The 21865-nt window shown below is 70.5% G+C and carries 17 protein-coding genes and 1 pseudogene; 11 read left to right on the forward strand and 7 right to left on the reverse strand.

The genetic code is table 11. The features are described from left to right. The first annotated feature begins 86 nt into the window (after window positions 1–86). Complete coding sequence (locus tag IF11_RS0110275) at window positions 87–686, forward strand: 5-formyltetrahydrofolate cyclo-ligase (protein WP_030351195.1); 600 nt, start codon at window positions 87–89, stop codon at window positions 684–686. Window positions 687–747: 61 nt separating this feature from the next. On the opposite strand, the gene IF11_RS0110280 is transcribed toward IF11_RS0110275, so the two are convergent. Continuing rightward, complete coding sequence (locus IF11_RS0110280; protein ID WP_030351196.1) at window positions 748–3630, reverse strand: penicillin acylase family protein; 2883 nt, start codon at window positions 3628–3630, stop codon at window positions 748–750. Between the two features lie 257 nt (window positions 3631–3887). Here IF11_RS0110280 and IF11_RS0110285 point away from each other — a divergent pair, with 257 nt between their 5' ends. From IF11_RS0110285 to mscL, 6 genes are all read left to right on the forward strand, one after another. Continuing rightward, window positions 3888–5456: a potassium/proton antiporter gene (locus tag IF11_RS0110285; protein WP_106979138.1), complete on the forward strand. Its 1569-nt coding sequence runs from the start codon at window positions 3888–3890 to the stop codon at window positions 5454–5456. A gap of 241 nt (window positions 5457–5697) precedes the next feature. Continuing rightward, complete coding sequence (locus IF11_RS0110290) at window positions 5698–7095, forward strand: MFS transporter (RefSeq protein WP_030351198.1); 1398 nt, start codon at window positions 5698–5700, stop codon at window positions 7093–7095. A 66-nt stretch (window positions 7096–7161) separates the two neighbouring features. Then, window positions 7162–7548: an FmdB family zinc ribbon protein gene (locus tag IF11_RS0110295; protein ID WP_030351199.1), complete on the forward strand. Its 387-nt coding sequence runs from the start codon at window positions 7162–7164 to the stop codon at window positions 7546–7548. A 99-nt stretch (window positions 7549–7647) separates the two neighbouring features. Then, window positions 7648–8481: an S-methyl-5'-thioadenosine phosphorylase gene (locus IF11_RS0110300; RefSeq protein ID WP_030351200.1), complete on the forward strand. Its 834-nt coding sequence runs from the start codon at window positions 7648–7650 to the stop codon at window positions 8479–8481. Between the two features lie 193 nt (window positions 8482–8674). Then, window positions 8675–9325 (forward strand): hypothetical protein, encoded by a 651-nt coding sequence (locus tag IF11_RS0110305; RefSeq protein ID WP_244888230.1) that lies wholly within the window; start codon window positions 8675–8677, stop codon window positions 9323–9325. 183 nt (window positions 9326–9508) lie between these two features. Then, on the forward strand, window positions 9509–10057 hold the full coding sequence (gene mscL, locus IF11_RS0110310; protein ID WP_051745751.1) for a large conductance mechanosensitive channel protein MscL: 549 nt from the start codon (window positions 9509–9511) through the stop codon (window positions 10055–10057). Between the two features lie 22 nt (window positions 10058–10079). On the opposite strand, the gene IF11_RS0110315 is transcribed toward mscL, so the two are convergent. Then, on the reverse strand, window positions 10080–10304 hold the full coding sequence (locus IF11_RS0110315) for a hypothetical protein (RefSeq protein ID WP_030351203.1): 225 nt from the start codon (window positions 10302–10304) through the stop codon (window positions 10080–10082). 131 nt (window positions 10305–10435) lie between these two features. Here IF11_RS0110315 and IF11_RS0110320 point away from each other — a divergent pair. The 3 genes and pseudogenes from IF11_RS0110320 to IF11_RS0110330 form a co-directional block, all read left to right on the forward strand. Next, window positions 10436–11380, forward strand: a pseudogene (locus IF11_RS0110320) (low temperature requirement protein A); the annotation flags it as partial. Next, window positions 11377–12408: a P1 family peptidase gene (locus IF11_RS0110325; protein WP_030351205.1), complete on the forward strand. Its 1032-nt coding sequence runs from the start codon at window positions 11377–11379 to the stop codon at window positions 12406–12408. The pseudogene IF11_RS0110320 and the gene IF11_RS0110325, both read left to right, overlap by 4 nt. Window positions 12409–12554: 146 nt before the next feature. Then, window positions 12555–13403 carry a DUF6227 family protein gene (locus IF11_RS0110330; protein WP_030351206.1) on the forward strand — a complete coding sequence of 283 codons (849 nt, stop codon included), beginning with the start codon at window positions 12555–12557 and terminating at the stop codon, window positions 13401–13403. Between the two features lie 73 nt (window positions 13404–13476). Here the strand turns inward: IF11_RS0110330 and IF11_RS0110335 are convergent, their stop codons facing one another. The 5 genes from IF11_RS0110335 to IF11_RS0110355 all read right to left on the reverse strand — a co-directional run bounded on the left by IF11_RS0110335 (window position 13477) and on the right by IF11_RS0110355 (window position 20481). Next, window positions 13477–15594 (reverse strand): PTS fructose transporter subunit IIABC, encoded by a 2118-nt coding sequence (locus tag IF11_RS0110335; RefSeq protein ID WP_030351207.1) that lies wholly within the window; start codon window positions 15592–15594, stop codon window positions 13477–13479. A 121-nt stretch (window positions 15595–15715) separates the two neighbouring features. After that, window positions 15716–16663 carry a 1-phosphofructokinase gene (gene pfkB, locus IF11_RS0110340; RefSeq protein ID WP_030351208.1) on the reverse strand — a complete coding sequence of 316 codons (948 nt, stop codon included), beginning with the start codon at window positions 16661–16663 and terminating at the stop codon, window positions 15716–15718. A gap of 11 nt (window positions 16664–16674) precedes the next feature. Further along, on the reverse strand, window positions 16675–17436 hold the full coding sequence (locus IF11_RS0110345) for a DeoR/GlpR family DNA-binding transcription regulator (protein WP_030351209.1): 762 nt from the start codon (window positions 17434–17436) through the stop codon (window positions 16675–16677). 107 nt (window positions 17437–17543) lie between these two features. Then, the gene (locus IF11_RS0110350; RefSeq protein WP_030351210.1) at window positions 17544–18839 is read right to left on the reverse strand and encodes a S1 family peptidase; all 1296 of its coding nucleotides are present in this window, start codon (window positions 18837–18839) and stop codon (window positions 17544–17546) included. 202 nt (window positions 18840–19041) lie between these two features. Next, window positions 19042–20481, reverse strand: a complete 1440-nt coding sequence (locus tag IF11_RS0110355; RefSeq protein WP_051745752.1) for an MFS transporter — start codon at window positions 20479–20481, stop codon at window positions 19042–19044. A gap of 273 nt (window positions 20482–20754) precedes the next feature. Here IF11_RS0110355 and IF11_RS0110360 point away from each other — a divergent pair, with 273 nt between their 5' ends. Continuing rightward, the gene (locus IF11_RS0110360; RefSeq protein WP_030351212.1) at window positions 20755–21729 is read left to right on the forward strand and encodes a helix-turn-helix transcriptional regulator; all 975 of its coding nucleotides are present in this window, start codon (window positions 20755–20757) and stop codon (window positions 21727–21729) included. The last annotated feature ends 136 nt before the right edge of the window (window positions 21730–21865 follow it).

A 21865-nucleotide genomic window follows, 5' to 3' on the forward strand; every position in this document is an offset into this window, starting at 1 on the left:
CGCTGTATGGGCGGAAGATGATACTCCGGTTAACTTTCGTCTCATAAAAGAGCAGACGCGAGGTTTGTGATGTCCGGTGCGTAATGATGAGTAATGACATGACCGGAAAGGCCGCGCTGCGCCGTGAACTCCTCGCCGTGAGAGCGCTCCTGTCCAGTGAGGACGCCCGTGAAACCGCGGCGGTTCTCGCGCGGCGCGCACTCGATCTGCCGGAGCTCGCCGGCGCCCGTACCGTCGCCGCCTATGTCTCGGTGGGACGCGAGCCGGGCACGCGCGCGCTGCTCGACGCGCTGCGCGTACGGGGGGTACGGGTCCTGCTGCCGGTGCTGCTGGCGGACAACGACCTCGACTGGGCGGAGTACGAGGGCGCGGACCGTCTGGTGCGGGCGGGGCGGGGACTGCTGGAGCCTGACGGTACCCGGCTCGGCGTGGACGCGGTACTGGAGGCCGAGGTCGTGCTGCTGCCCGGCCTCGCGGTGGACGGGCGCGGGATGCGGCTGGGGCGGGGCGGCGGCTCGTACGACCGGGTCCTCGGCCGGCTGACCCGGGCCGGCGCCGAACCCGCGCTGACCGTCCTGCTGTACGAGAACGAGGTGGTCGCACGGGTCCCTGAGGAACCGCACGACCACCCCGTACGGGCCGTGGTGACGCCGGGGGGCGTCAGGCGCTTCGACGACCGGCGTTAGGCCCTGGCGGCGCCGGGGGCGGTCACCGTCGGCCCATGCGCCGTGCCCCCGTGCCCCCGGCTCACGATTTGGGCGGCTTGAGCGTGAGGGTGTCGCTCGTCGCGCGTTCCACCGTGCTGACCTTGTAGGGCCAGTCGAGCAGCTCGCCCTTGGCCCACTTGTCCGTCTGGTCGGTGTAGTGCGTGTTGTACGCGTGCCCCGAGGCGCCGGTCAGATTGATCCAGCGGGACTTGTCCCAGTCACCGACGTTGACGACCATCCGCATCGACGGCACCCACACGACCTCGTAGCCGCCCGCCGCGTTCCAGCCCGTCGCGTCGATCGCGGCCTCGCCGCCGCCGAGGTTCCACGGGCCGCGGTTGAGCATCTGCCTGAGGAAGCCGGGGCCGCTGGTCCCGAGGGTCTGGTTGTCCAGCTGGAGCTGGTGCAGCCGGCCCCAGCTCCAGCTGGAGACGTCCTTGCCGAGCTTGGCGGTCAGCTCCCAGCGGGCGTCCTCCATGGCGCGCGCGAACAGCTTGTCGCGGGTCTTGGTGGCATCGTCCCTGCGGCTGCCCGGGGAGCTCCACCACGTGTTGTTCTCGTCCTTGATGATGCCGCGCACGACCTCGTACCAGCGGTCCCCGCCGTCCGGCTGGGCAGCGTCGGGCGCGCGCTGGCCGCACTCCCGTACCAGCTGTATGTCGTCGTCCGCCGGCCCCGTGCTGTCGGCGGGACGGACATTGAGGCACTCGCCCTTGACCCGTACCTCCTTGGGAAGCTTGTTCCCGAAGGCGAGCTTGAGGACATTGCGCCAGACCGCGTTGAAGTAGGCGGCGGCCCCGGAGTCGGGTTCCTGGGTGTAGTCCCAGCCTTCGAGGAGCTTCTGCGCCTCACGTACGGACGGGTCCGAGACATTGATCTTGAGCAGATAGGGCATCAGCAGCTTCGCGATCTCGCTGGTGTTGTCCATCTGCATGGTCTGCATGTCGTCGGTCGAGATCTTCCCGCCGTCCTTGATCTTCGACTCGATCAGGTCGTTGATCCGCTGGCTGCGGGCGCCGTAGCCCCAGTCCTCGGTCAGCGGGTACGGGTACTTCTCCGAGTCGACGACGGCCTGGTTGGCGGTGACGATATAGCCGCGCTCCGGGTCGTACTCGTACGGCAGCTCGTCGAAGGGGATGTACCCCTTCCACTGGTACTTCGGGTCCCAGCCCGGAGCCGGCGTCCGACCGTCGAACCCCTCCGAGCGGATGGGGATGCTGCCCGGCGCCTGGTAGCCGATGTGGCCCTTGGTGTCGGCGTAGATGAGGTTCTGCGAGGGGACCTCGAAGTGCTCGGCGGCCTTGCGGAACTGGCTGAAGTCCTTGGCCCGGTTGAGCTCGAAGACCGCGTCCATGGACTTGCCCGGCTGGAGCGCCGTCCACTGGAGCGACACGGCATAGCCGGAGCCGCGGTCCGGCGCGACATCGCCGACCGGGGCCTTCTCGCCGACCTTCACCAACTCGCTGTCGCGGTCCGAGACCAGCGGGCCGCGGTTGGTGGAGCGGACGGTGATCGTCTTGCTCTGGCCGCCCGCGACCTTGATGGTCTCCTCGCGGGTCTTGAACCGCTTCTCCTTGTCGCCGTACTGGTAGGAGTCGCCGTTGACCTTCTCCAGGAAGAGATCGGTCACATCGGCGCCGAGGTTGGTGAAGCCCCAGGCGATGTCCTGGTTGTGGCCGATGATGACGCCGGGCATCCCGGCGAACGTGTAGCCCGCGACGTCGTACTGGCAGGTCTCCGAGACGCTGCGGCAGTGCAGACCCATCTGGTACCAGAGCGAGGGCAGCTGGGGCGCGAGATGCGGGTCGTTGGCGAGGAGGGGCTTGTCCGTGGTCGTGTACCGGCCGGAGACGACCCAGGAGTTCGAGCCGATGCCGCTGCCGCTCGGGCCGAGCAGCTCGGGGATCTCGTCGAGCGTGCCGGAGAGGGCGTCGAGCTGGGAGTTGAAGCCGGCGGTGGCGTCGGACGCGGTGCTCTCCCCGCCGGTGCCGGTGCCGGTCCCTATGCCGGTGCCTGTGCCTGTGCCTGTGCCTGTGCCCGTCCCGCCTGTGCCTGTGCCATCTGTGCCGAGGCCTGTGCCCGTGCCCGTGCCTGTGCCCGTGCCTGTGCCCGTACCGCTTCCCGTGCCGTCTCCTGTGGCGGCGCTGGGCTCGGCCTTGGGGTCGTACTTGCCGGTGATCGGGTCGATCCCGCCCTCGCTGACGATGGGCTTGTTCCGGTTGTACGGGTACGACGGATACAGGTCGTCGATCTGCTGATCGCTCAGCCGGCTGGTCAGCAGCGAGCGGTCGATCTCGTCCTGCATATTGCTGCGCAGGTCCCAGGCCATCGCCTTGAGCCAGGCCACCGAGTCGACGGGCGTCCACTTCTCGGGCTTGTAGTCATTGGTGAAGCTCAGCGCGGCGTACTCGACGGAGATGTCCTTGCCGTCGCGGCCCTCCAGATACGCGTTGACGCCGTCCGCGTACGACTGGAGGTTCTTCTTGGTCTCCGCCGAGAGCTTGGTGTCGTACTCGCGCTGTGCCACCCCGTGCCAGTCGAGGGTGCGCAGGAAGGTGTCGGTCTTGACCTGGCCCTTGCCGAACATCTCGGAGAGCCGTCCCGAGGTCATATGGCGCCGGACGTCCATCTCCCAGAAGCGGTCCTGTGCCTGGACGAAGCCCTGGGCGCGGAACAGGTCCTGGTCGCTGTTCGCGTAGATCTGCGGGATGCCGTAGCTGTCGCGTCTGACGTCCACGGGCCCGGAGAGGCCCTTGAGTTCGAGCGTCCCCGTGGTCTGGGGGAAGGAGGCACGGACCGTGCTGACGCCCCAGTACGTGCCGTAGCCGACACCGCCGACGAGCGCCAGCACCAGGACGATCACGATCAGACGGGCGCGTCGCCCCTTCTTTTTGGCGGAAGGGGGGGCTGTGTTGGCGGGCATCGCTGTCCTTCGAGGGGCAGGGTGGTCCTGGAATGCTGGAGCAACCATAGGCGCAGCCGTTCATCGTCCCGGACGCGGTGTCATGTAGTGCGACTCGTCGGACGATCGCACAGGTGATCACGCCATGATTCCCGGCGGATAGCGGCCGCGAGGGAGGCGCAGATCACATCGGCTCGTACTGGCGATCGAAAGCATCAAGAAAACGTTAAAGATTAGGTAAGGTAACGAAGTACCGGCTGCCGGAGGAACGATCCGGCATGCGCGAGGGGAAGGATCGGCCGCTGTCTGTCCACCATCTCAATGAACTCCTGCTGATCAGCTCTCTCGTGCTGCTGATCGCGGTCGCGGCCGTCCGGATCTCCTCCCGGAGCGGGCTCCCCAGCCTGCTGCTGTATCTCGGGATCGGGGTCGTCATAGGGCAGGACGGCCTCTTTCATGTCAAGTTCGACAACGCCGAACTGACGCAGGTCATCGGGTATGCCGCCCTTGTGGTGATCCTGGCCGAGGGTGGTCTGGGCACCAAGTGGAAAGAAGTGAAACCGGCGTTGCCCGTCGCCGCCGTGCTCTCGACCGTGGGCGTCGCGGTGAGCGTCGGGGTGACCGCCTCCGCCGCGCACTATCTGATCGGCCTGGAATGGCGGCAGGCGCTGATCGTCGGCGCGGTCGTCTCCTCGACGGACGCCGCGGCGGTCTTCTCCGTCCTGCGCAAGGTGCCGCTGCCGTCCCGGGTGACCGGGGCGCTGGAGGCCGAGTCGGGTTTCAATGACGCCCCTGTGGTGATCATGGTGGTCGCGCTCTCGGCGTCGGGCCCGGCCGAGCACTGGTACGTGCTGGTCGGTGAGATCACGCTGGAACTGGCGATCGGCGCCTGCATCGGACTGGCCGTGGGCTGGGCGGGCGCCTTCGGGCTGCGGCATGTGGCCCTGCCCGCCTCCGGGCTGTACCCGATCGCCGTGATGGCCATCGCCGTCTCGGCGTACGCGATCGGCGCCACGGCACACGGCAGCGGCTTCCTCGCCGTCTATCTCGCCTCGATGATCCTGGGGAACTCCAAGCTGCCGCACGCCCCGGCCAACCGCGGGTTCGCGGAGGGGCTCGGCTGGATCGCCCAGATCGGCATGTTCGTCCTGCTCGGGCTGCTGGTGACCCCGCACGAGCTGGGCGACGACTTCCTGCCCGCGGTCGTCGTCGGTCTCGTCCTGACCGTGGTGGCCCGGCCGCTGGCCGTGCTCATCAGCCTGCTGCCGTTCCGTATCCCCTGGCAGGAACAGGCGCTGATGTCCTGGGCCGGTCTGCGCGGCGCGGTGCCCATCATCCTGGCGACCATCCCCATGGTTTCGAACATCGAGGGCAGCCTCCGGATCTTCAACATCGTCTTCATCCTGGTCGTCGTCTACACGCTGATCCAGGGGCCGACGCTGCCCTGGCTGGCCAAGGCCCTGCGGCTCGGCGACCCCTCCGAGGCCGCCGACCTGGGCATCGAGTCCGCGCCGCTGGAGCGGCTGCGAGGCCATCTGCTCTCCGTGGCGATCCCCGCGCACTCGAAGATGCACGGCGTGGAGGTCGGGGAACTGCGGCTCCCTGCCGGGTCCGCGGTGACCCTGGTCGTACGGGACGGCAAGAGCTTCGTACCGCAGCCTGCGACCGTACTGCGCCGCGGCGACGAGCTCCTGGTGGTCGCGACCGATCCGGTACGGGACGCCGCCGAGCGACGGCTGCGGGCGGTCGGACAGGGCGGAAAGCTGGCCGACTGGCTCGGGACGGGCGCGGGTACGGGGGCCGGGACCGGCGCGGGGACCGGGACCGGTGGCAGCGTCCGCTCGTAATCGCAGGCGTACGTTCATGGTGTTCACTCCTTTCCCAGGTGGCGTGGCGTTCGCACCTGTACGATGAAGGCACAGTTGATCGACCAACTCTGCCTGACGCAGTGCTGGCGCGACCGTATGGCGGCCGTGGCGTTCCCCGATGTGGGCCCTGGTATCTACCGCAGTTCCGCGCAAGAGGACAGCTCTCGGCGGCGCCCGTACATCCAGGGGCGCGCTACCAGGCGGCAGAAAGGCAAGGACCGTGTCCCACAACACGGTCGACACCGCCGAGGACGCCACCCCGGCCGCGACACCCCGCCCCGGATACGGACGGCTGCTGCGCACACCTGGCGCCTGGACGTTCCTGCTGCCCGGTTTCGCCGCCCGGCAGCCCTTCGCGATGCTGACGATCGGCATCGTGCTCCTGGTCCAGCACACGACCGGCTCGTACGGCAGCGCGGGAGCCGTCGCCGCGGTGACCGGCGTCTCCATGGCGCTCTTCGCACCGCAGGGCGGAAAGCTCGCCGACCGGTTCGGGCAGCGCGCGGTGCTCGTCCCGGGCGTGCTGCTCCATACCGTGTCCGTCACGGCGCTGATCGCGCTCGCGCTCGCTGGTGCCCCGCTGTGGGCGCTGTTCCTCGCCGCTGTCCCGACGGGCGCCTCCGTTCCTCAGATCGGTCCCATGGTCCGGTCACGCTGGGCCGCCGTACTGGGAGGCAGCCCCTCCAGTTCTGGTTCGGGCTCGGGCTCCGGCTCGGGCTCGGGCTCGGGCTCGGGATCCGGATCCGGATCCGGATCCGGATCCCGTGGCGACGCGTCCCTGCTCCCGACGGCTGCCGCCTTCGAGTCCGTGACGGACGAGTTCACCTTCGTCATCGGCCCGGTACTGGCGACCGCACTGTGCACCGGCGTCCACCCGGCGGCCGGACTGATCGCCGAAGCCGTACTGACGCTGGCCGGCGGGCTGCTCTTCGCCGCCCAGCGGGGTACCCAGCCCAAGACCGGCCGGCGTGGGGAAGGCGGCTCGGCAGAGCCGCGCGTCTCCGCGCTCTCCGTGCCCGGGGTGCGGGTTCTCGCCATCTCCTTCCTTGGGATCGGTTCGGTCTTCGGGGGGATGCAGGTCTCGCTGACCGCCTTCGCCGAGGAGATCGGCAACCCCGGCGTGAACGGTCTGCTGTACGGCGTCTTCGCGGCGGGCAACATGCTCGCCGGAATCGTCTGCGGGGCCGTGGCCTGGAAGATCGGGCCGCGTCGCAGGCTGGTGGTCGGATACGCGGGGCTGACGCTGGCCGCGTCAGCGCTGTGGGCTGTGCACTCGGTGCCGCTGCTCGCCGGACTCGGACTGCTGGTCGGACTCTGCATCGCGCCCGCGCTGATCACGGGCTACACGCTGGTCGAGTCGCTGGTGCCCGCTTCGGCCCGTACCGAGGCGTTCACCTGGCTGACCGGCGCCGTCGCGCTCGGCCAGGCCGCGGCGGTGACCGTCGCCGGACAGCTGGCGGACGCCCATGGCGCGAGCGCCGGATTCCTGGTGCCGCTGGTGGGCACCGCGCTGGCGCTGGTCACGCTGATCGCGCTGCATTCGAGGCTGACCCCGAAGGTCCCCGGGCGGGTCGCCGCGCGTGGGAAGAGTCACCGCGTGCCGGTGACAGTGGACTGATCGCGCGGAATACGTCACTATGGAGCGTCGTTAGCACTCATTGAGTGAGAGTGCCAGGAGGAGCAAGTGCCGACCTATCAGTACCAGTGCACCGAGTGTGGCCAGGGCCTCGAGGCGGTGCAGAAGTTCACCGATGATGCCCTTACCGTGTGCCCGAATTGCCAAGGACGCCTGAAGAAGGTCTTCTCCGCGGTCGGCATCGTCTTCAAGGGCTCCGGGTTCTACCGGAACGACAGTCGTGGCTCGTCGTCGAGCAGCGCGCCTGCTTCGACGAGTTCCTCGGGTTCCACCTCGGGTTCCGCGGATACGAAGTCGTCCTCGTCGTCGGAGTCCAAGGCCCCGGCGTCGGCCTCGTCCTCTTCCGGCTCGGGCTCCTCCTCGGGTGGCTCCGGGTCCGGTTCGGGCTCCAGCTCCAGCTCGTCGAGCAGCTCCAGCGGCTCTTCGGCCGCCTGACGCCTCTCTCCTTTCTCGTTCTGTTTCGTGGGGACCCCGCCGTTCTGAACGGCCGGGGTCTTTCGCGTACGCGCGGGCGAGTACGGCTACTGTGATCGGATGGCGAACGCAGAGATCGGTGTGATCGGTGGCTCGGGTTTCTACTCCTTCCTGGAGGATGTGACCGAAGTCGAGGTGGAGACCCCCTACGGGCCTCCCAGCGACTCCCTCTTCCTCGGCGAGATCGCCGGCCGACAGGTCGCGTTCCTGCCCCGGCACGGCCGGTCCCACGGCCTCGCACCGCACCGCATCAACTACCGCGCCAATCTGTGGGCACTGCGTTCCGTCGGTGTGAAGCAGGTTCTGGGCCCGTGTGCCGTGGGCGGGCTGCGGCCGGAGTTCGGGCCGGGCACGCTGCTCGTACCCGATCAGTTGGTGGACCGTACGAAGGCGCGCACGCAGACCTTCTACGACGGGCTGCCGCTTCCGAACGGAAGCACCTCGAAGGTCGTGCACATCTCGCTCGCCGATCCCTACTGCCCTGAGGGACGCAGGACAACGCTGGCGGCGGCGCGGGGGCGCGACTGGGAGCCGGTGGACGGCGGGACGCTCGTGGTCATCGAGGGACCGCGTTTCTCGACGCGGGCGGAATCGCGGTGGCATGCGGCGATGGGCTGGTCGGTGGTCGGGATGACCGGACACCCCGAGGCGGTACTCGCTCGTGAACTGGGGCTCTGCTACACCTCCATGACTCTGGTGACGGACCTGGACGCGGGCGCGGAGACCGGCGAGGGGGTCTCCCACGAGGAGGTCCTCAAGGTCTTCGCCTCGAATGTCGACCGGCTGCGCACGGTGCTGTTCGACGCGGTGGGCGGATTGCAGGCGAGCGAGACGCGTAACTGTCTGTGCGCGCACGCTCTGGACGGGATCGACACCGGTATCGAGCTGCCTTGATCAGGATGTGCCCGGCTCCTTCGCCAACCATGCGCGAGAAACCGGGAATTGCGTCGACGCCCGCCTGAACCACTCCGGTGGGTGAGGAAGTTGTCCACAATCGGCGACTGATTCACAGGCCGCAGCGGGATCGTGACGGACCGTGCATCGTGAGGAGCGACCGCAGAACTCCTCACAGCAGGTGGCGATTGCCATGTCCCGTTCCTTCTCGCACGATCCGTCCCTTCCCTCTCTTCCTCCGCTCCCGCACCCCTCGCCCGTCCCCTCCTCGCTCACCTCACCCTTTCCTTCCCCCCTCCCCTCACCCGCCGCGCCCGAGCCGTGTGGTGTGCCGCCCTTCGGTCCGCTGCGGGTACGGGGCTCGGGCCGACGGCTGCGCAGGGCGCTGTTCCGGCGGCGGCGTACGACGGCGGCCGGTCTGGCCATGACGGCTGCCGCGCTGGCCGCCGCCGGGGCGGGGGGCTCGGTCGGTACGGCGGCGGACGCCGACGCGCGCGCGGAGTCCACGGCGCCCGGCGCCGCGGCGGTGCCACCGCCGTCCCGGCCGCCTCGCGCTCAGCGGGCCGCGGAGATGGTGTCCGCGCCGGTACGGATCGCGGACGCCGCGACGGTCCGTCTGCTGCGCCGAGGAGACCGGGTGGATGTGATCGCGGCGGCGGAAGGGGCTCCGGAGGCGAGGGTGGTGGCCTCGGGCGCCCGGGTGACCGAGGTTCCGAAGGCACCGGAGACCATCGGGGATGGCTGGGATGGCGGGGCGCTGATCGTCCTGTCCGTTCCACGCGCGACCGCCACGGAGCTGGCCGGCGCGGGCGCCACATCACGGCTGGCGGTGACGCTGTGCTGAGCCGGCTCGCGCGGGGGTGGCTTGTGCGGGGGCGGTTCGCGCTGGGCCGGGGCGTTCGCACTCGCACTGGCGAGCTGTGGGGTCGCCTGATCGCGTCTGCGGATTGGACAGTGTGGGCACGCGCTCCCGTAGGTTGCGAAGCTGATTGTCACCTCTACCGCACATGCGAAGAAAGGCTCACTCGTGGGCAAGGAGAAGGAGAGCGTGCTGGAGGGCTTCAAGGCCTTCCTGATGCGCGGCAACGTGATCGACCTCGCGGTCGCGGTGGTCATCGGCGCGGCGTTCACGAACGTGGTGAACTCGGTCGTCAAGGGTCTGATCAACCCGGTGGTCGGCGCGTTCGGCACCCAGGATCTGAACAAGTACAGCTCGTGCCTGAAATTGCCGTGCGAGACGAACGACGCGGGCGAGATCGTAAGCGGCATTCCGATCATGTGGGGAACGGTGCTGAGCGCGGTCCTCACGTTCCTGATCACGGCGGCCGTCGTGTACTTCCTGATGGTCCTGCCGATGGCCAAGTACCTCGCCAGGCGGGCCAGGCAGCAGGCCGCCACGGAAGAGGTCCAGGAGGTTGTGGAGGCCAGCGAGCTGGAGGTGCTGAAGGAGATCAGGGACACGCTGATCGCGCAGCGCGGGCCAGGGACGGCCGTCCCTGGGCAGAGCACCTCTGGTCAGACCGCCCCCGGTCAGACCACCCCGGGACCGAACAATCCGGGGCAGGGCAATCCGTAGCGTCTGATCGCTTCAACGCCGGTCAGAGGTGGTGGGGCGGCTTCTCGTCGAGGAAGCGCGCGAGATCGGCCGCGCTGTCACCGCTCCCGCCGGGCCGGTCTCCCCAGCCACGGTCCGTGTCGTCCGTCGACTGCTGGTCCAGCGGATCGTCGAAGATCAACGCCGGATTGGGGCGGGGCGGCCGGGACGGCTCGGCCGACTGGGGCTGCTCCGCTGCCGGCGGCTCGGGGGTGGGGGCGGTGCTCATGGCTCCAGGGTACGGGGGCGCGGTCCGCGCCAGCACGGACGAGGACGGCCCGGAGCGACCCGCCCCGGCCGGGGTGGCACGCGGCGCGCGCCTCACCGGCCCGCCACTCGTACCTCTGCTGTGCTGGGCGCGACTGCGACGACGTGCCGTACCGGATCGCGACGCTGGTACAGATCTCCGGGGTGCTGATCTACGCCGCCGGGGTGCCGCGCGCTTTCGTCGACGACGACTGGACCGTCACCGTCATCGGCTATCTGGTGATGCGGGTGACGCTGACCGGGCAGTGGCTGCGGGCGGCGGCGTCCGAGGCGCCGGGGAGCCCCGCCCGGCGCACCAATCTGCGCTATGCGTTCGGTCTGGTGCTCTGTCAGGCGGCCTGGGTGGCCTTGCTGGCCGCTCCCCACAGCATGAAGCACTGGCTGTTCCTGATCCTGGTGGCGGCCGAGCTGCTGGTGCCGGTGATCGCGGAGCAGGGGCACGAGACGCCCTGGCATCCACATCACATCGCGGAGCGCTACGGGCTGTTCACCCTGATCGTGCTGGGCGAGACGATGTCAGCCGGGACCATCGCCGTGCAGTCGGCGCTGGACGAGCACGACTCGCTCGGGGAGTTGCTGCCCATCGCGGCCGGCGGGATCCTCACCGTCTTCGCCGCCTGGTGGATCTATTTCGCGGCCCCCGCCCACGAGCGCCTGACCGGCAACCGGCAGGCCATTCCGTGGGGTTACGGGCACTTCGTGATCTTCGGTTCCGCCGCCGCGATCGGCGCGGGGGTGGAGGTGGCCGTGGAACAAGCGGTCGGCAAGGCGCATATCCCGACGACCGCCGCCTCCGCCGCCGTTACCGTCCCGGCCGCTCTCTTCCTGCTCACGGTCTGGCTGCTGCACGCGCGCCACTTCAAGACCAGTACGGCGCAGCAGCTCGTCCTGCCGGCCTCGGCGGCGGCGATCGTCACCTGTACGTTCCTCGGGGCCTGGGCGGTCCTCGCGTCGGGGCTGGTGGCGGCGGCGACCGTGGCGGTGGGGGGGACGCTCGCCGGGCGTGCGGACGCCCGTGGTACGGATGGGGGTTCATGACATCCAATGACGCACTGACCGACGTGGCGGGCCTGCGGGTCGGGCACGCCCACGTGGCCGGGGACCGGGCGCTGACCGGCACCACCGTCGTTCTCGCCCCGGAGGGCGGGGTGGTGGCCGCGGTGGACGTACGGGGCGGCGGGCCGGCCACCCGGGAGACCGACGCCCTTGATCCTCGCAATATCGTCCAGCGCGTCGAGGCCGTGGTGCTGACGGGCGGCAGCGCGTACGGGCTCGACTCGGCGTCCGGGGTGATGGCGTGGCTGGAGGAGCGCGGGCGCGGCATCCGGGTGGGTCCCGACCCGTCCCAGGTGGTGCCGGTCGTGCCGGCGGCCGGGGTCTTCGACCTGGGGCGCGGTGGCGACTGGCGGGTCCGCCCGAACGCGGCGACGGGCCGTGCGGCGGTGGAGGCGGCGGCCGGTACGGAGAGCGGGGCACCGGTCGCGGAGGGCGGCGTCGGGGCCGGGACGGGCGCTCTCGTCGGTCCGGTCAAGGGCGGGGTCGGTACGGCGAGCCTGGTCCTGGACTCCGGGATCACGGTGGCCGCCCTGGTCGTGGCCAACGCGGCGGGTTCCGCGATCGATCCGCTGACGGGCGTGCTGTACGGGCGCTACCTCAACGGCCGTACGGAGTACCCGGCGCCCGAGGTCCACGAGGCGGCCCAGCGACGGCTGGCCGAGCTGCGCGAGCGGAACGGACCGCCACCGCTGAACACCACGCTCGCCGTCGTCGCCACCGACGCCGGACTGTCCCGGGCGCAGGCGCACAAGCTCGCGGGCACGGCGCACGACGGCATCGCGCGCGCCGTCCGTCCCGTGCATCTGCTCAATGACGGGGACACGGTTTTCGCCCTGGCGACGGGTCAACTCCCGCTCGCCGAGGGGGATCCGCTCGCGCTCAATGAGGTGCTGGCGGCCGGGGCGGACGTCGTGACCAGGGCAATCGTGTCCGCGGTCGAGGCGGCGGAGAGCGTGGCGGGACCCGGCGGAACGTTCCCGTCGTACCGCGAGCTGTACCGGCTCGACTGACCGGCGTAGTCACCGAGTTGACGGGGGGCGCGCGGGAACTTCACGTACGCCCCCTTCGTTTTCTCAAACTTAGGACGCGATGTCAGCCCTAGGCACTACGTTATGCAATCACCAAGTGACATGTGGCGACGGCCTGGAGACCCATCTTGAACGATCCCTACGAGACAACCGAGACGCACCTCGAGCGACTCCTGGGTCGGGCACTCAACTCCTTCGACCTGCCGGACGCGTTGGTCGAGCAACTCGGCCATGCGCTGGCGCACGCCAGCTCGCTGTGCTCCGCGCACCACAGTGCTGGGCTGCACCGCGAGACGTATCGACACACGTATCTGCTCATGGACGGCAGCGCGCTCAGTCTCTGGGAGCTGGTGCACAACACCGGCCGGGACGACGCGCGGTCGCACGAGCTGTACGCGGAGGAGTCCGAGGCGCAGCTCGCCGCGGCCCGTCTCTGCCGTCCCGGCAGCCCCGAGGCCGCGCGGCTCTCCGACGACGGGTCAGCGGGCCCGGAGGTGGCGCGCGATCCCGACGGGCCGCCCATGGACGATGTCGCGGCGGGTCTGCTCGCGGAGCTGGAGTCCGAGCGCACGGCCGAGATCGACGCGCATCTCGCCCTGCTCCGCGGTCTGCGCGCCATGCCCTCGACCCCGGTTCCGCGGCACCGGATGTACTCGCCGGACAACTCCCCGGACCATGCCCGCCGGGTGCTGCGCCGGGCCGAGAACGCCGACCGGCCGGGCGAGCAGACCGCGCGGCTGCTGCGGACGGCGTTCGCGCACCACATCACGCAGGTCTTCGGCAGACAGTGCCAGGTCGAGGGCAAGGACGCCGGGTTCATGCTCTACGAGCACGCGTTCCTGCTGATCGACGGCAGCGAGACAAGCCTGTGGGAGGTGGAGCACACGGCGACTCCGGACGGCCGTCATATGTGCGAGGTGTACGAGACGGAACACCTCGCGCGCGAAGCCATGGAGCTCCGCGCGCAGGTGCGATGACATGAGGTGAGGGAGGGACGGGGTGGGTCGTACGGCCGTCAGGGTGGACGGCGTACGACCACAAGGGCCCGGCTCAGACGGCCACCGGTACCTTGGCGTCCGCGCCGGCTCCCCCGTCACCGGTGATGCCGCCACCGGTGGTTCCGGCCTCCGCCGCCTGGTCCGGGCGGCCCGTCTTACGGGCTCCCTTGAGCAGGATGACCAGCCCGGCGCTCACCGCCGTACCCGCCGCGATCGCGATCAGGTAGAGGAACGGGTTGCCGATCAGCGGGATCACGAAGATGCCGCCGTGCGGGGCCCGCAGCGTGCACTCGAAGAGCATCGACAGCCCGCCGGTGACCGCGCCGCCCGCCATCGCGGACGGAATCACCCGCAGCGGGTCGGCGGCCGCGAAGGGGATCGCGCCCTCGGTGATGAAGGAGGCGCCGAGCACCCAGGCGGCCTTGCCGTTCTCCCGTTCGGTACGGGTGAACAGCCTGCCGCGTACGGTCGTGGCCAGCGCCATGGCGAGCGGCGGGACCATACCGGCGGCCATCACGGCGGCCATGACCTTGAGGCTGCCCTCGTTGGGGTTGGCGAGGCCGCCGACCGCGAAGGCGTAGGCGACCTTGTTCAGCGGACCGCCCAGGTCGAAGCACATCATCAGGCCGAGAATGACACCGAGGATGATCGCGTTGGCGCCGGAGAGGCCGGACAGCCAGTCGGTCAGCGCCTTCTGGAGCGAGGCGATGGGTTTCCCGACCACCAGGAACATCAGGAAGCCGACGATCGCCGAGGAGATCAGCGGGATCACGACGACGGGCATGATGCCGCGCAGTGGGGCGGGGACTCGCAGCTTCTGTATGGCCATCACCGTGCCACCGGCGATCAGACCGGCGGCCAGGCCGCCCAGGAAGCCCGCGTTGATGGTGAGGGCGATGGAGCCGCCGACGAAGCCGGGCACCAGACCGGGGCGGTCGGCCATCCCGTACGCGATATAGCCCGCGAGGACCGGCACCAGGAAGCTGAACGCCAGGCCGCCGACCTGGAAGAGCAGGGCGGCCCAGCTGGTGTGGTCCGTCCAGATGAAGTGCTCGGCGACGGAAGGGGCCTTGTTGATGGTGTAGCCGCCGATGGCGAAGCCGAGGGCGATGAGAAGACCGCCCGCTGCCACGAACGGGACCATGTAACTCACGCCGGACATCAGCCACTTGCGCAGCTTGGTGCCGTAGCCCTCGCCCGGTTCGCCCGCGTTGTCCACGGGTGAGGCGTGGGCGCTCGCCGTACCGGTGATCTCGCCGCGTTCCGCCTTGCCGCGCACCTCGCTGATCAGCTCGGCGGGCCGGTTGATGCCCGCCTTGACGCCGACGTCGACGGTGGGCTTCCCGGCGAACCGCTCCTTCTCCCGTACCGGCACATCGTGCGCGAAGATCACGGCGTCGGCGGCGGCGATGACGGCGGGGTCGAGCCGGTTGAACCCGGCGGATCCCTGCGGCTCGACGACCACCTCGACGCCCGCCTGCTGTCCGGCCTGTTCCAGCGCTTCGGCGGCCATATAGGTGTGGGCGATCCCGGTGGGGCAGGAGGTGACGGCGACGATCCGGAAGACGCGGTCTGCGGGCTTCGCCGGCTCCTCGGGCTCCTCGGCCACCGGGGGTATAGCCGGGGACTCCTCAGCGGCCGGGGACTCCTCCGCAGGCGCCTCCGGCTCGGCCGGCACGGCGGGCCCGGCAGACGCGGCGGGCTCCGGCTGCGGCTCGGGCTGCGCGGCTTCCTCGCCGCGGATCAACGATGCCGCCGCGGTCGCGTCCGTCGCCGTACGCAGCGACGTTGTGAAGTCCTCGTTCATCAGGCGCCGCGCCAGGGCGGAGAGGATCGTCAGATGGGCGTCGTCGGCACCGGCCGGGGCCGCGATCAGGAAGATCAGATCCGCCGGACCGTCCGGGGCTCCGAAATCGATCCCCCGCGCCGAGCGGCCGAAGGCCAGCGTGGGTTCGCTGACATGGGCGCTGCGGCAGTGCGGGATACCGATACCGCCGTCGAGCCCGGTCGGCATCTGCGCCTCGCGCGCGGCCACATCGGCCAGGAAGCCGTCCAGGTCGGTGACCCGGCCCAGGGTCACCATCCGTTCGGCCAGCGAGCGGGCCGCGGCTTCCTTCGTCTCGGCGGCCAGGTCGAGGTCGACCAGGTCCGCGGTGATCATGTCGCTCATCGCGGGCTCCTTCGCTCGCTTATCGCGCGGGTCAGGTGAGTGGGAGAAGAGGCAGGAAAAGGAGGGGCAGGGGGAGGGAGATGCGCCGGGGTGGCGGGGCGCCAGGGGGCAGGGGACGGGGTCATGAGGCGGGCTCCGTGAGAGGGCGGTCCAGCGGGACGTCGGCGGTCACCGTGACCGCCGACGGGTCCAGGTCCGCGGGCGACGGCATCACGCTGCCCGGCAGCTGCACCGCCGCCGCGCCGTGCGCGACGGCGGACGCGAGGGCCGCGGGGCCTTCGCCGCCCGCCGCCAGGAACCCGGCCAGCGAGGCGTCGCCCGCACCGACGTTACTGCGGACCGCGGCGACGGCGGCGGAACCGAAGTACGTTCCCGTGCCCGAGACCAGCAGCTGGCCGTCCGCGCCGAGGCTGGCGAGCACGGACCCGGCGCCGTACGTCCGCAGCTCCTCAGCGGCCTTGACCGCGTCGCCCACCGTCGCCAGGGGGCGGCCGACGGCCTGGGCCAGCTCTTCGGCGTTCGGCTTCACGACGTCCGGCCGTTCCCGGAGGGCGGCCAGCAGCGAGGGGCCCGAGGTGTCGAGCGCGATCCTGGCCCCTGCGCGGTGCGCGCGGGCGACCAGCTCGGCGTACCACTCGGGCGCCAGGCCGCGCGGCAGACTGCCGCAGCAGGCGATCCAGGCGGCCGCGCCCGCGTGCGTACGGATCGTGGAGAGCAGCGACTCCGACTCGGCGGCCGTCAGTTCGGGACCCGGCGCGTTGATCTTCGTCAGGGTGCCGTCCGGCTCGGCGAGCGCGATGTTGGAACGGGTCGCGCCCGCGACCGGCACCGGCGCGACCTCGATGCCCTGCCCCGCGAGCAGTTCGGCGACGAGCGCGCCGGGCGCACCGCCGAGCGGCAGTACGGCGACCGTACGCCGGGCCGCCGCGGCGACGGCCCGCGAGACATTGACCCCCTTGCCGCCGGGGTCCATGCGCTCGGCCGTGGCCCGCAGCACTTCGCCTCGGTCGAGGGCCGGGACCTCGTACGTACGGTCCAGGCTCGGGTTCGGGGTGATGGTGAGAATCATGCGGCGCTCTCCTAGACGCACAGCACTTCGGTGCCGGCGGCCTCTACCGCCGCCGCGTACGAAGGGCTGAGCCCGCTGTCGGTGATGAGCAGGTCGACATCGGCGAGAGCGCCGAAGCGGGCGAAGTGCTCCTGGCCGTGCTTGGCGGAGTCGGCGAGCAGCACCACCCGCCGGGCGGCGCCGACGAGCGCGCGCTTGACCGCGGCTTCGGCGAGGTCCGGGGTGGTGAGACCGCCGTCCGGTGAGAACCCGTTCGTGCCGAGGAAGACGACATCGGCGCGGATCTCGCCGTACGCGCGCAGGGCCCAGGCGTCGACGGCGGCGCGGGTACGGTGCCGCACCCTGCCGCCGACGAGATGGAGGTCGATGCCCGGATGATCGGCGAGGCGGGCGGCGACGGGCAGCGCGTGGGTGACGACGGTGAGCCCGCACTCCAGCGGCAGCGCCGCCGCGAGCCGCGCCACGGTCGAACCGGCGTCCAGGATCACGCTGCCGTTCTGCGGCAGCTCGGCGAGCGCCGCGTGCGCGATACGGTCCTTCTCGTCGGCGGCGGTGGACTCACGCTCCGCGAGGTCCGGCTCGAAGTCGAGCCGCCCGGCCGGTATGGCCCCACCGTGCACACGCCGTACGAGCCCGGCCCTGTCCAGGGCCTTGAGGTCACGCCGTACGGTCTCGGCGGTGACCTGGAACTCCTCGGCCAGCGACAGCACATCGACGCGACCGCCCTCGCGGGCGAGGCGCAGGATCTCCTGCTGGCGCTCCGGTGCGTACATGTGGTTTTACGTCCATTCCGTGCCCGAACCTGTGGTTTCGGCGACACGCTACGCCCAGATTTCCAGAAAGTAAACAGATCCGGGCACGGTACGGACAGAGTCGGGCGTCAGCCGTTCTCGCTGGGGCTGCTTTCGCCGTAGCCGACGGCCCCTTCACCGGCGTCGTTCCCCACGGCACCGCCGTCATTCCCGACGGCCTCGCCGCCGCCGTCCCCGGCCGCACCACCGTCATTCCCGGCCGCACCGCCGTCATTCCCAACGGCACCGCCGTCGTTCCCGACGCTTCCGTCGCCGATCTGGGCGCCGGCCGCGGCCAGCGCGGTGGTCACCGGCTGGAAGAAGGTCTCGCCGCCGACGGTGCAGTCGCCGCTGCCGCCGGAGGTCAGACCGATGGCGCTGCCGTCCGCGGTGAAGAGCGGGCCGCCGCTGTCGCCCGGCTCCGCGCAGACGTCGGTCTGGATCAGGCCGGTGACCGTACCCTCCGCGTAGTTGACGGTGGCGTCGAGGCCGGTGACCGAGCCGTCGTTCAGCCCTGTGGTGCTGCCCATACGGATCACCGCCTGGCCCACCGTGGCCTCGGCGGCCCCGGTGATCTCCACGGTCTGTCCGTCGCCCGTGTCGACCGTGCTCGGGGCCTCGGTGGTGGCGTCGTCGTAACTGACGAACGCGAAGTCGCCGTCGCCCGGGAAGGTCGCCTGCTGCACGGTGCCCACCGGCGCCCCGCCCGCGGCGTCCGACCACTCGGCGGCGGCGACTCCGCAGTGGCCGGCGGTGAGGAAGCCGGGCGCGCCGTTCCCGTCGACGACGTTGAAGCCGAGCGAGCAGCGCGCGCCGCCGCCGAAGATGGCGTCACCGCCCGCGGCGACCGTCTTGAACACCCCGGCGGACTTCTTGATACGGGCCGTGTCCGCGCCCAGCGACTCGACCGTGGACTCGATCCGGTCCCACTTGTCGCCGGTGACAGTGCGGTCCGCCGTGACCTGGATCTGGTTGGTCCTCGGATCGACGGCCCACGCGGTGCCCGGAATGGTGGCCTGCCGCTGCAAGGTCAGTGCGGCGGACTTCAGTTGGGCCGTGCTGTTCTTGACGCTCCGCACCACGGCCCCGGCCCTGGCGGCCTCGGCTCGCGCGTCGTTGTCGTCGCCGACGACATTGACGGTGACCTGTCGCTTGTCCGTGTCGTAGTAGGCACCGGCGAAGGCCGGGCCCAGCCGCTCGGCGATCCGCGAGGCGAGGTCCCCCGCCGATAAGGCGCTCAGCGTCTTGGGCGCGGGGGCCGGTGAGGGATCGGATCCGCCCTGCGAGGCATTGGCCTGGGGCAGCAGAATCGCGGCCGCCACGACAGCGGCGGCACCGCCCCCGGCGAAGACGATCTTCCGCTTGGGTATGCGTTTGTGGCTCAACTCGTGACCTCCTGTGGGGAACGGAGTCCGCTCGTCGGCAGCAGACGAAATGCGCTACGCGGTACGGGCCTTCATACGCAGGAGACGTGAGTTGTGTTCAGCCAGGCCTGTCCTGGGCCCTGTCCGGCCGAGGCGGTACGCGAACGACGGAGACCCGCACCCTGGCGCCTGCCCGGTGCGGGTCTCCGTCTGCGAACGGCCGCTACGTCCGAGCGGCCTCCACGGCCTCCACCGCAGACTCCTCCACATGCTGCTTCGGCCGGGCCGGCAGCGCGAACATCACCGCGAAGATCACCACGAGCACCGCCACCACCCACCACAGCGCGTGCTGGAATCCGTCCACGAAGGCCGTGCCGACCGCCGACGGGCCGACCGCCGAGGACCCACTGACGCGGTCGTCGACCACACCGAAGAACACCACCGACACCAGCCCGAGCCCCAGCGCGCTGCCCATCTGCTGCGTGGTGCTGATCAGACCGGACGCCGAGCCCGAGTGCTCGCGCGGCACCCCGGACAGCACCGCGTCCGTCAGCGGCGCGACGATCAGGCCCATGCCGAGCCCCATCACCGTCAGCGGCAGCGCCATCTGCCAGGCGTGGATCTCCGTTCCGTACCGCCCGGCCTCCCAGATGTAGAGCAGCAACCCCGCGGCCATCGTCAGCGCGCCGGTCTGGAGCACCTTCCGGCCGAAGCGCGGCACCAGCTTCTGTACGGACAGCCCCGCCGCCACCGAGACCGCGACCGAGAACGGCACGCCCGTGAGCCCCGCCCGCAGCGGGCTCCAGCCGAGACCGACCTGCATATAGAGCGTCCAGACCAGGAAGAAGATGCCCAGAGCGACCCCGAAGGTCAGCTGCACGGCGATACCCGCGGCGAAGCTCTTCACCTTGAACAGCGACAGCTCGACGAGCGGCGAACCGTCCTTGCGCGTCTTCCACTTCTCGTACGCCACGAAGCCCGCGAACACCAGCAGGCTGCCCGCCATGCACAGATGCCCCCACAGCGGCCAGCCCAGCTCGCGCCCGCGCGTGAGCGGGTAGATCAGCATCAGCAGGGCGGCGGTCACCAGCACCATGCCGACAAGGTCGAGCCGGAGCGCCTTGGGGGCCTTGGACTCGGTGATGAACTTCCGGCCGAGCAGGACGCCCGCGATCCCGACCGGCAGATTGATCAGGAAGATGGGCCGCCACTCCAGCCCGGCGATGTTCCACTGCGTCAGCAGCGCGCCGAGCAGCGGTCCCGAGACAGCGCCGAGGCCGACGATCGCGCCGAACATCCCGAAGACCTTGCCGCGTTCGTGCGCGGGGAAGGTGACATGGATGATCGCGAGCACCTGCGGCACCATCATCGCCGCCATCGCGCCCTGGAGCAGCCGTGAGCCGGCCAGCATCCCCGGGTTCGCGGCGAAGCCGCAGAGCGCGGAGGCGATCGTGAAGCCGGTGATACCGATCAGGAAGAGCCGCTTGCGGCCGTATATGTCACCGAGCCGACCGCCTGTGATCAGTCCGGCGGCGAAGGCGAGGGCGTATCCGGCGGTGATCCACTGGATGGCCCCGAAGGTGGCGCCCAGATCCCGTTCGATGCTCGGGATGGCGATATTGACGATCGTGACATCGACCAGGTCCATGAACGCGGCGGTCATGACGACGGCCAGGGCCAGCCACCGACGCCGGTCGCCAGGCGCGTCACCGGGCGCGGAGACCGTACCGCCGGTGGCCGGGTCGCTGCCCGAAGCACCGGGACCGGAGTCGGCGCCGGACGCGGACGCCTTGTCCAGAACGGCCGAAGATGATGACGAAGATGATGACGAGAAGGGCGGAGAAGACGGTGGCGACGTGGGCGAAGAACTCATGCGGAAGAAGCTAGAGACCATCTAGGCCAGACCATGTCCTAGATGGCGCGCACCATGGATCGCATGACCGACACCCCGGCACGGCTCCTCAGTCTGCTCTCCCTCCTCCAGACTCCGCGCGAGTGGCCGGGCAGTGAGCTGGCCGAGCGCCTCGACGTCAGCCCGCGCACGATCCGCCGCGACATCGACCGGCTGCGCGCCCTCGGCTACCCCGTCGAGGCCACCATGGGCGCGGTGGGCGGCTACCGGCTGGTCGCGGGCGCTGCCATGCCGCCGCTGCTCCTGGACGACGAGGAGGCCGTCGCCATCGCCGTGGGGCTGCGCGCCGGGGCGGGCCATGCCATCGAGGGCGTCGAGGAGGCCTCCGTACGGGCGCTCGCCAAGCTGGAGCAGGTGCTGCCCTCCCGGCTGCGGCACCGCGTCTCCACACTCCAGGCCGCGACGATCCCGCTCGCCCAGGGCGACGGCGCCACCATCGATCCGCGCACCCTGACAGTGATGGCCTCGGCGGTCACCGGCACCGAGCGGCTGCGGTTTGGCTACCGCTCGGGCGACGGTACGGAGACGAAGCGGCAGGTCGAGCCGTACCGTCTCGTCTCCACCGGCCGGCGCTGGTATCTGGTGGCGTACGACCTCGGGCGCGAGGACTGGCGTACGTTCCGGGTCGACCGGGTCAGCGAGCCCTTCGCCACCGGCGCGCGGTTCCGGCCCCGCGAGCTGCCCGCCGGGGACGCGGCGAAGTTCCTGCGCCGGTCGATGTCCCGGATGAAGCCGTCGATGGAGGTGGATGTGAGCTTCCTGGCGCCCGCGCCGTTTGTGGCGGCGCGGCTCCCGGCCCATCTCGGCGCGCCCGAACCCACCGGCCCGGACTCCTGTCGGCTGCGCACCTCGGTGAACGACTCGCTGGAGTGGCTGGCGCTGCGACTGGCGCTGGTGGACTGCGAGTTCACGGCGCACCGGCCGGAGCGGCTGACGGACTACCTGCGGGAGCTGGGGGCGAGGCTCACGCGGGCGGCCGTCCCGGGAGCGGCATCGTAAAAGCCCTCTCGGACACACCCCGGACAGACTCGGACACACCCCGGACAGAGGTGAGCCCCGGCACCTGGGGGGGGTTGGTGCCGGGGCTCGTTCTCGGGGGCCGACGCGTCGGCCCGTACGTACCGCTCGAAGAACG

This window comes from Streptomyces scopuliridis RB72, from assembly GCF_000718095.1.
Taxonomy (GTDB): Bacteria; Actinomycetota; Actinomycetes; order Streptomycetales; family Streptomycetaceae; genus Streptomyces; species Streptomyces scopuliridis.

What these genes read in the sequence shown, in the direction of transcription:
- IF11_RS0110275 (WP_030351195.1), top strand. Translation starts at nt 87, where the DNA reads ATGAGTAATGACATGACCGGAAAGGCCGCGCTGCGCCGTGAACTCCTC.
- IF11_RS0110280 (WP_030351196.1), bottom strand. Translation starts at nt 3,630, where the DNA reads ATGCCCGCCAACACAGCCCCCCCTTCCGCCAAAAAGAAGGGGCGACGC.
- IF11_RS0110285 (WP_106979138.1), top strand. Translation starts at nt 3,888, where the DNA reads ATGCGCGAGGGGAAGGATCGGCCGCTGTCTGTCCACCATCTCAATGAA.
- IF11_RS0110300 (WP_030351200.1), top strand. Translation starts at nt 7,648, where the DNA reads ATGGCGAACGCAGAGATCGGTGTGATCGGTGGCTCGGGTTTCTACTCC.
- IF11_RS0110305 (WP_244888230.1), top strand. Translation starts at nt 8,675, where the DNA reads ATGTCCCGTTCCTTCTCGCACGATCCGTCCCTTCCCTCTCTTCCTCCG.
- IF11_RS0110315 (WP_030351203.1), bottom strand. Translation starts at nt 10,304, where the DNA reads ATGAGCACCGCCCCCACCCCCGAGCCGCCGGCAGCGGAGCAGCCCCAG.
- IF11_RS0110325 (WP_030351205.1), top strand. Translation starts at nt 11,377, where the DNA reads ATGACATCCAATGACGCACTGACCGACGTGGCGGGCCTGCGGGTCGGG.
- IF11_RS0110335 (WP_030351207.1), bottom strand. Translation starts at nt 15,594, where the DNA reads ATGAGCGACATGATCACCGCGGACCTGGTCGACCTCGACCTGGCCGCC.
- pfkB (WP_030351208.1), bottom strand. Translation starts at nt 16,663, where the DNA reads ATGATTCTCACCATCACCCCGAACCCGAGCCTGGACCGTACGTACGAG.
- IF11_RS0110345 (WP_030351209.1), bottom strand. Translation starts at nt 17,436, where the DNA reads ATGTACGCACCGGAGCGCCAGCAGGAGATCCTGCGCCTCGCCCGCGAG.
- IF11_RS0110355 (WP_051745752.1), bottom strand. Translation starts at nt 20,481, where the DNA reads ATGACCGCCGCGTTCATGGACCTGGTCGATGTCACGATCGTCAATATC.
- IF11_RS0110360 (WP_030351212.1), top strand. Translation starts at nt 20,755, where the DNA reads ATGACCGACACCCCGGCACGGCTCCTCAGTCTGCTCTCCCTCCTCCAG.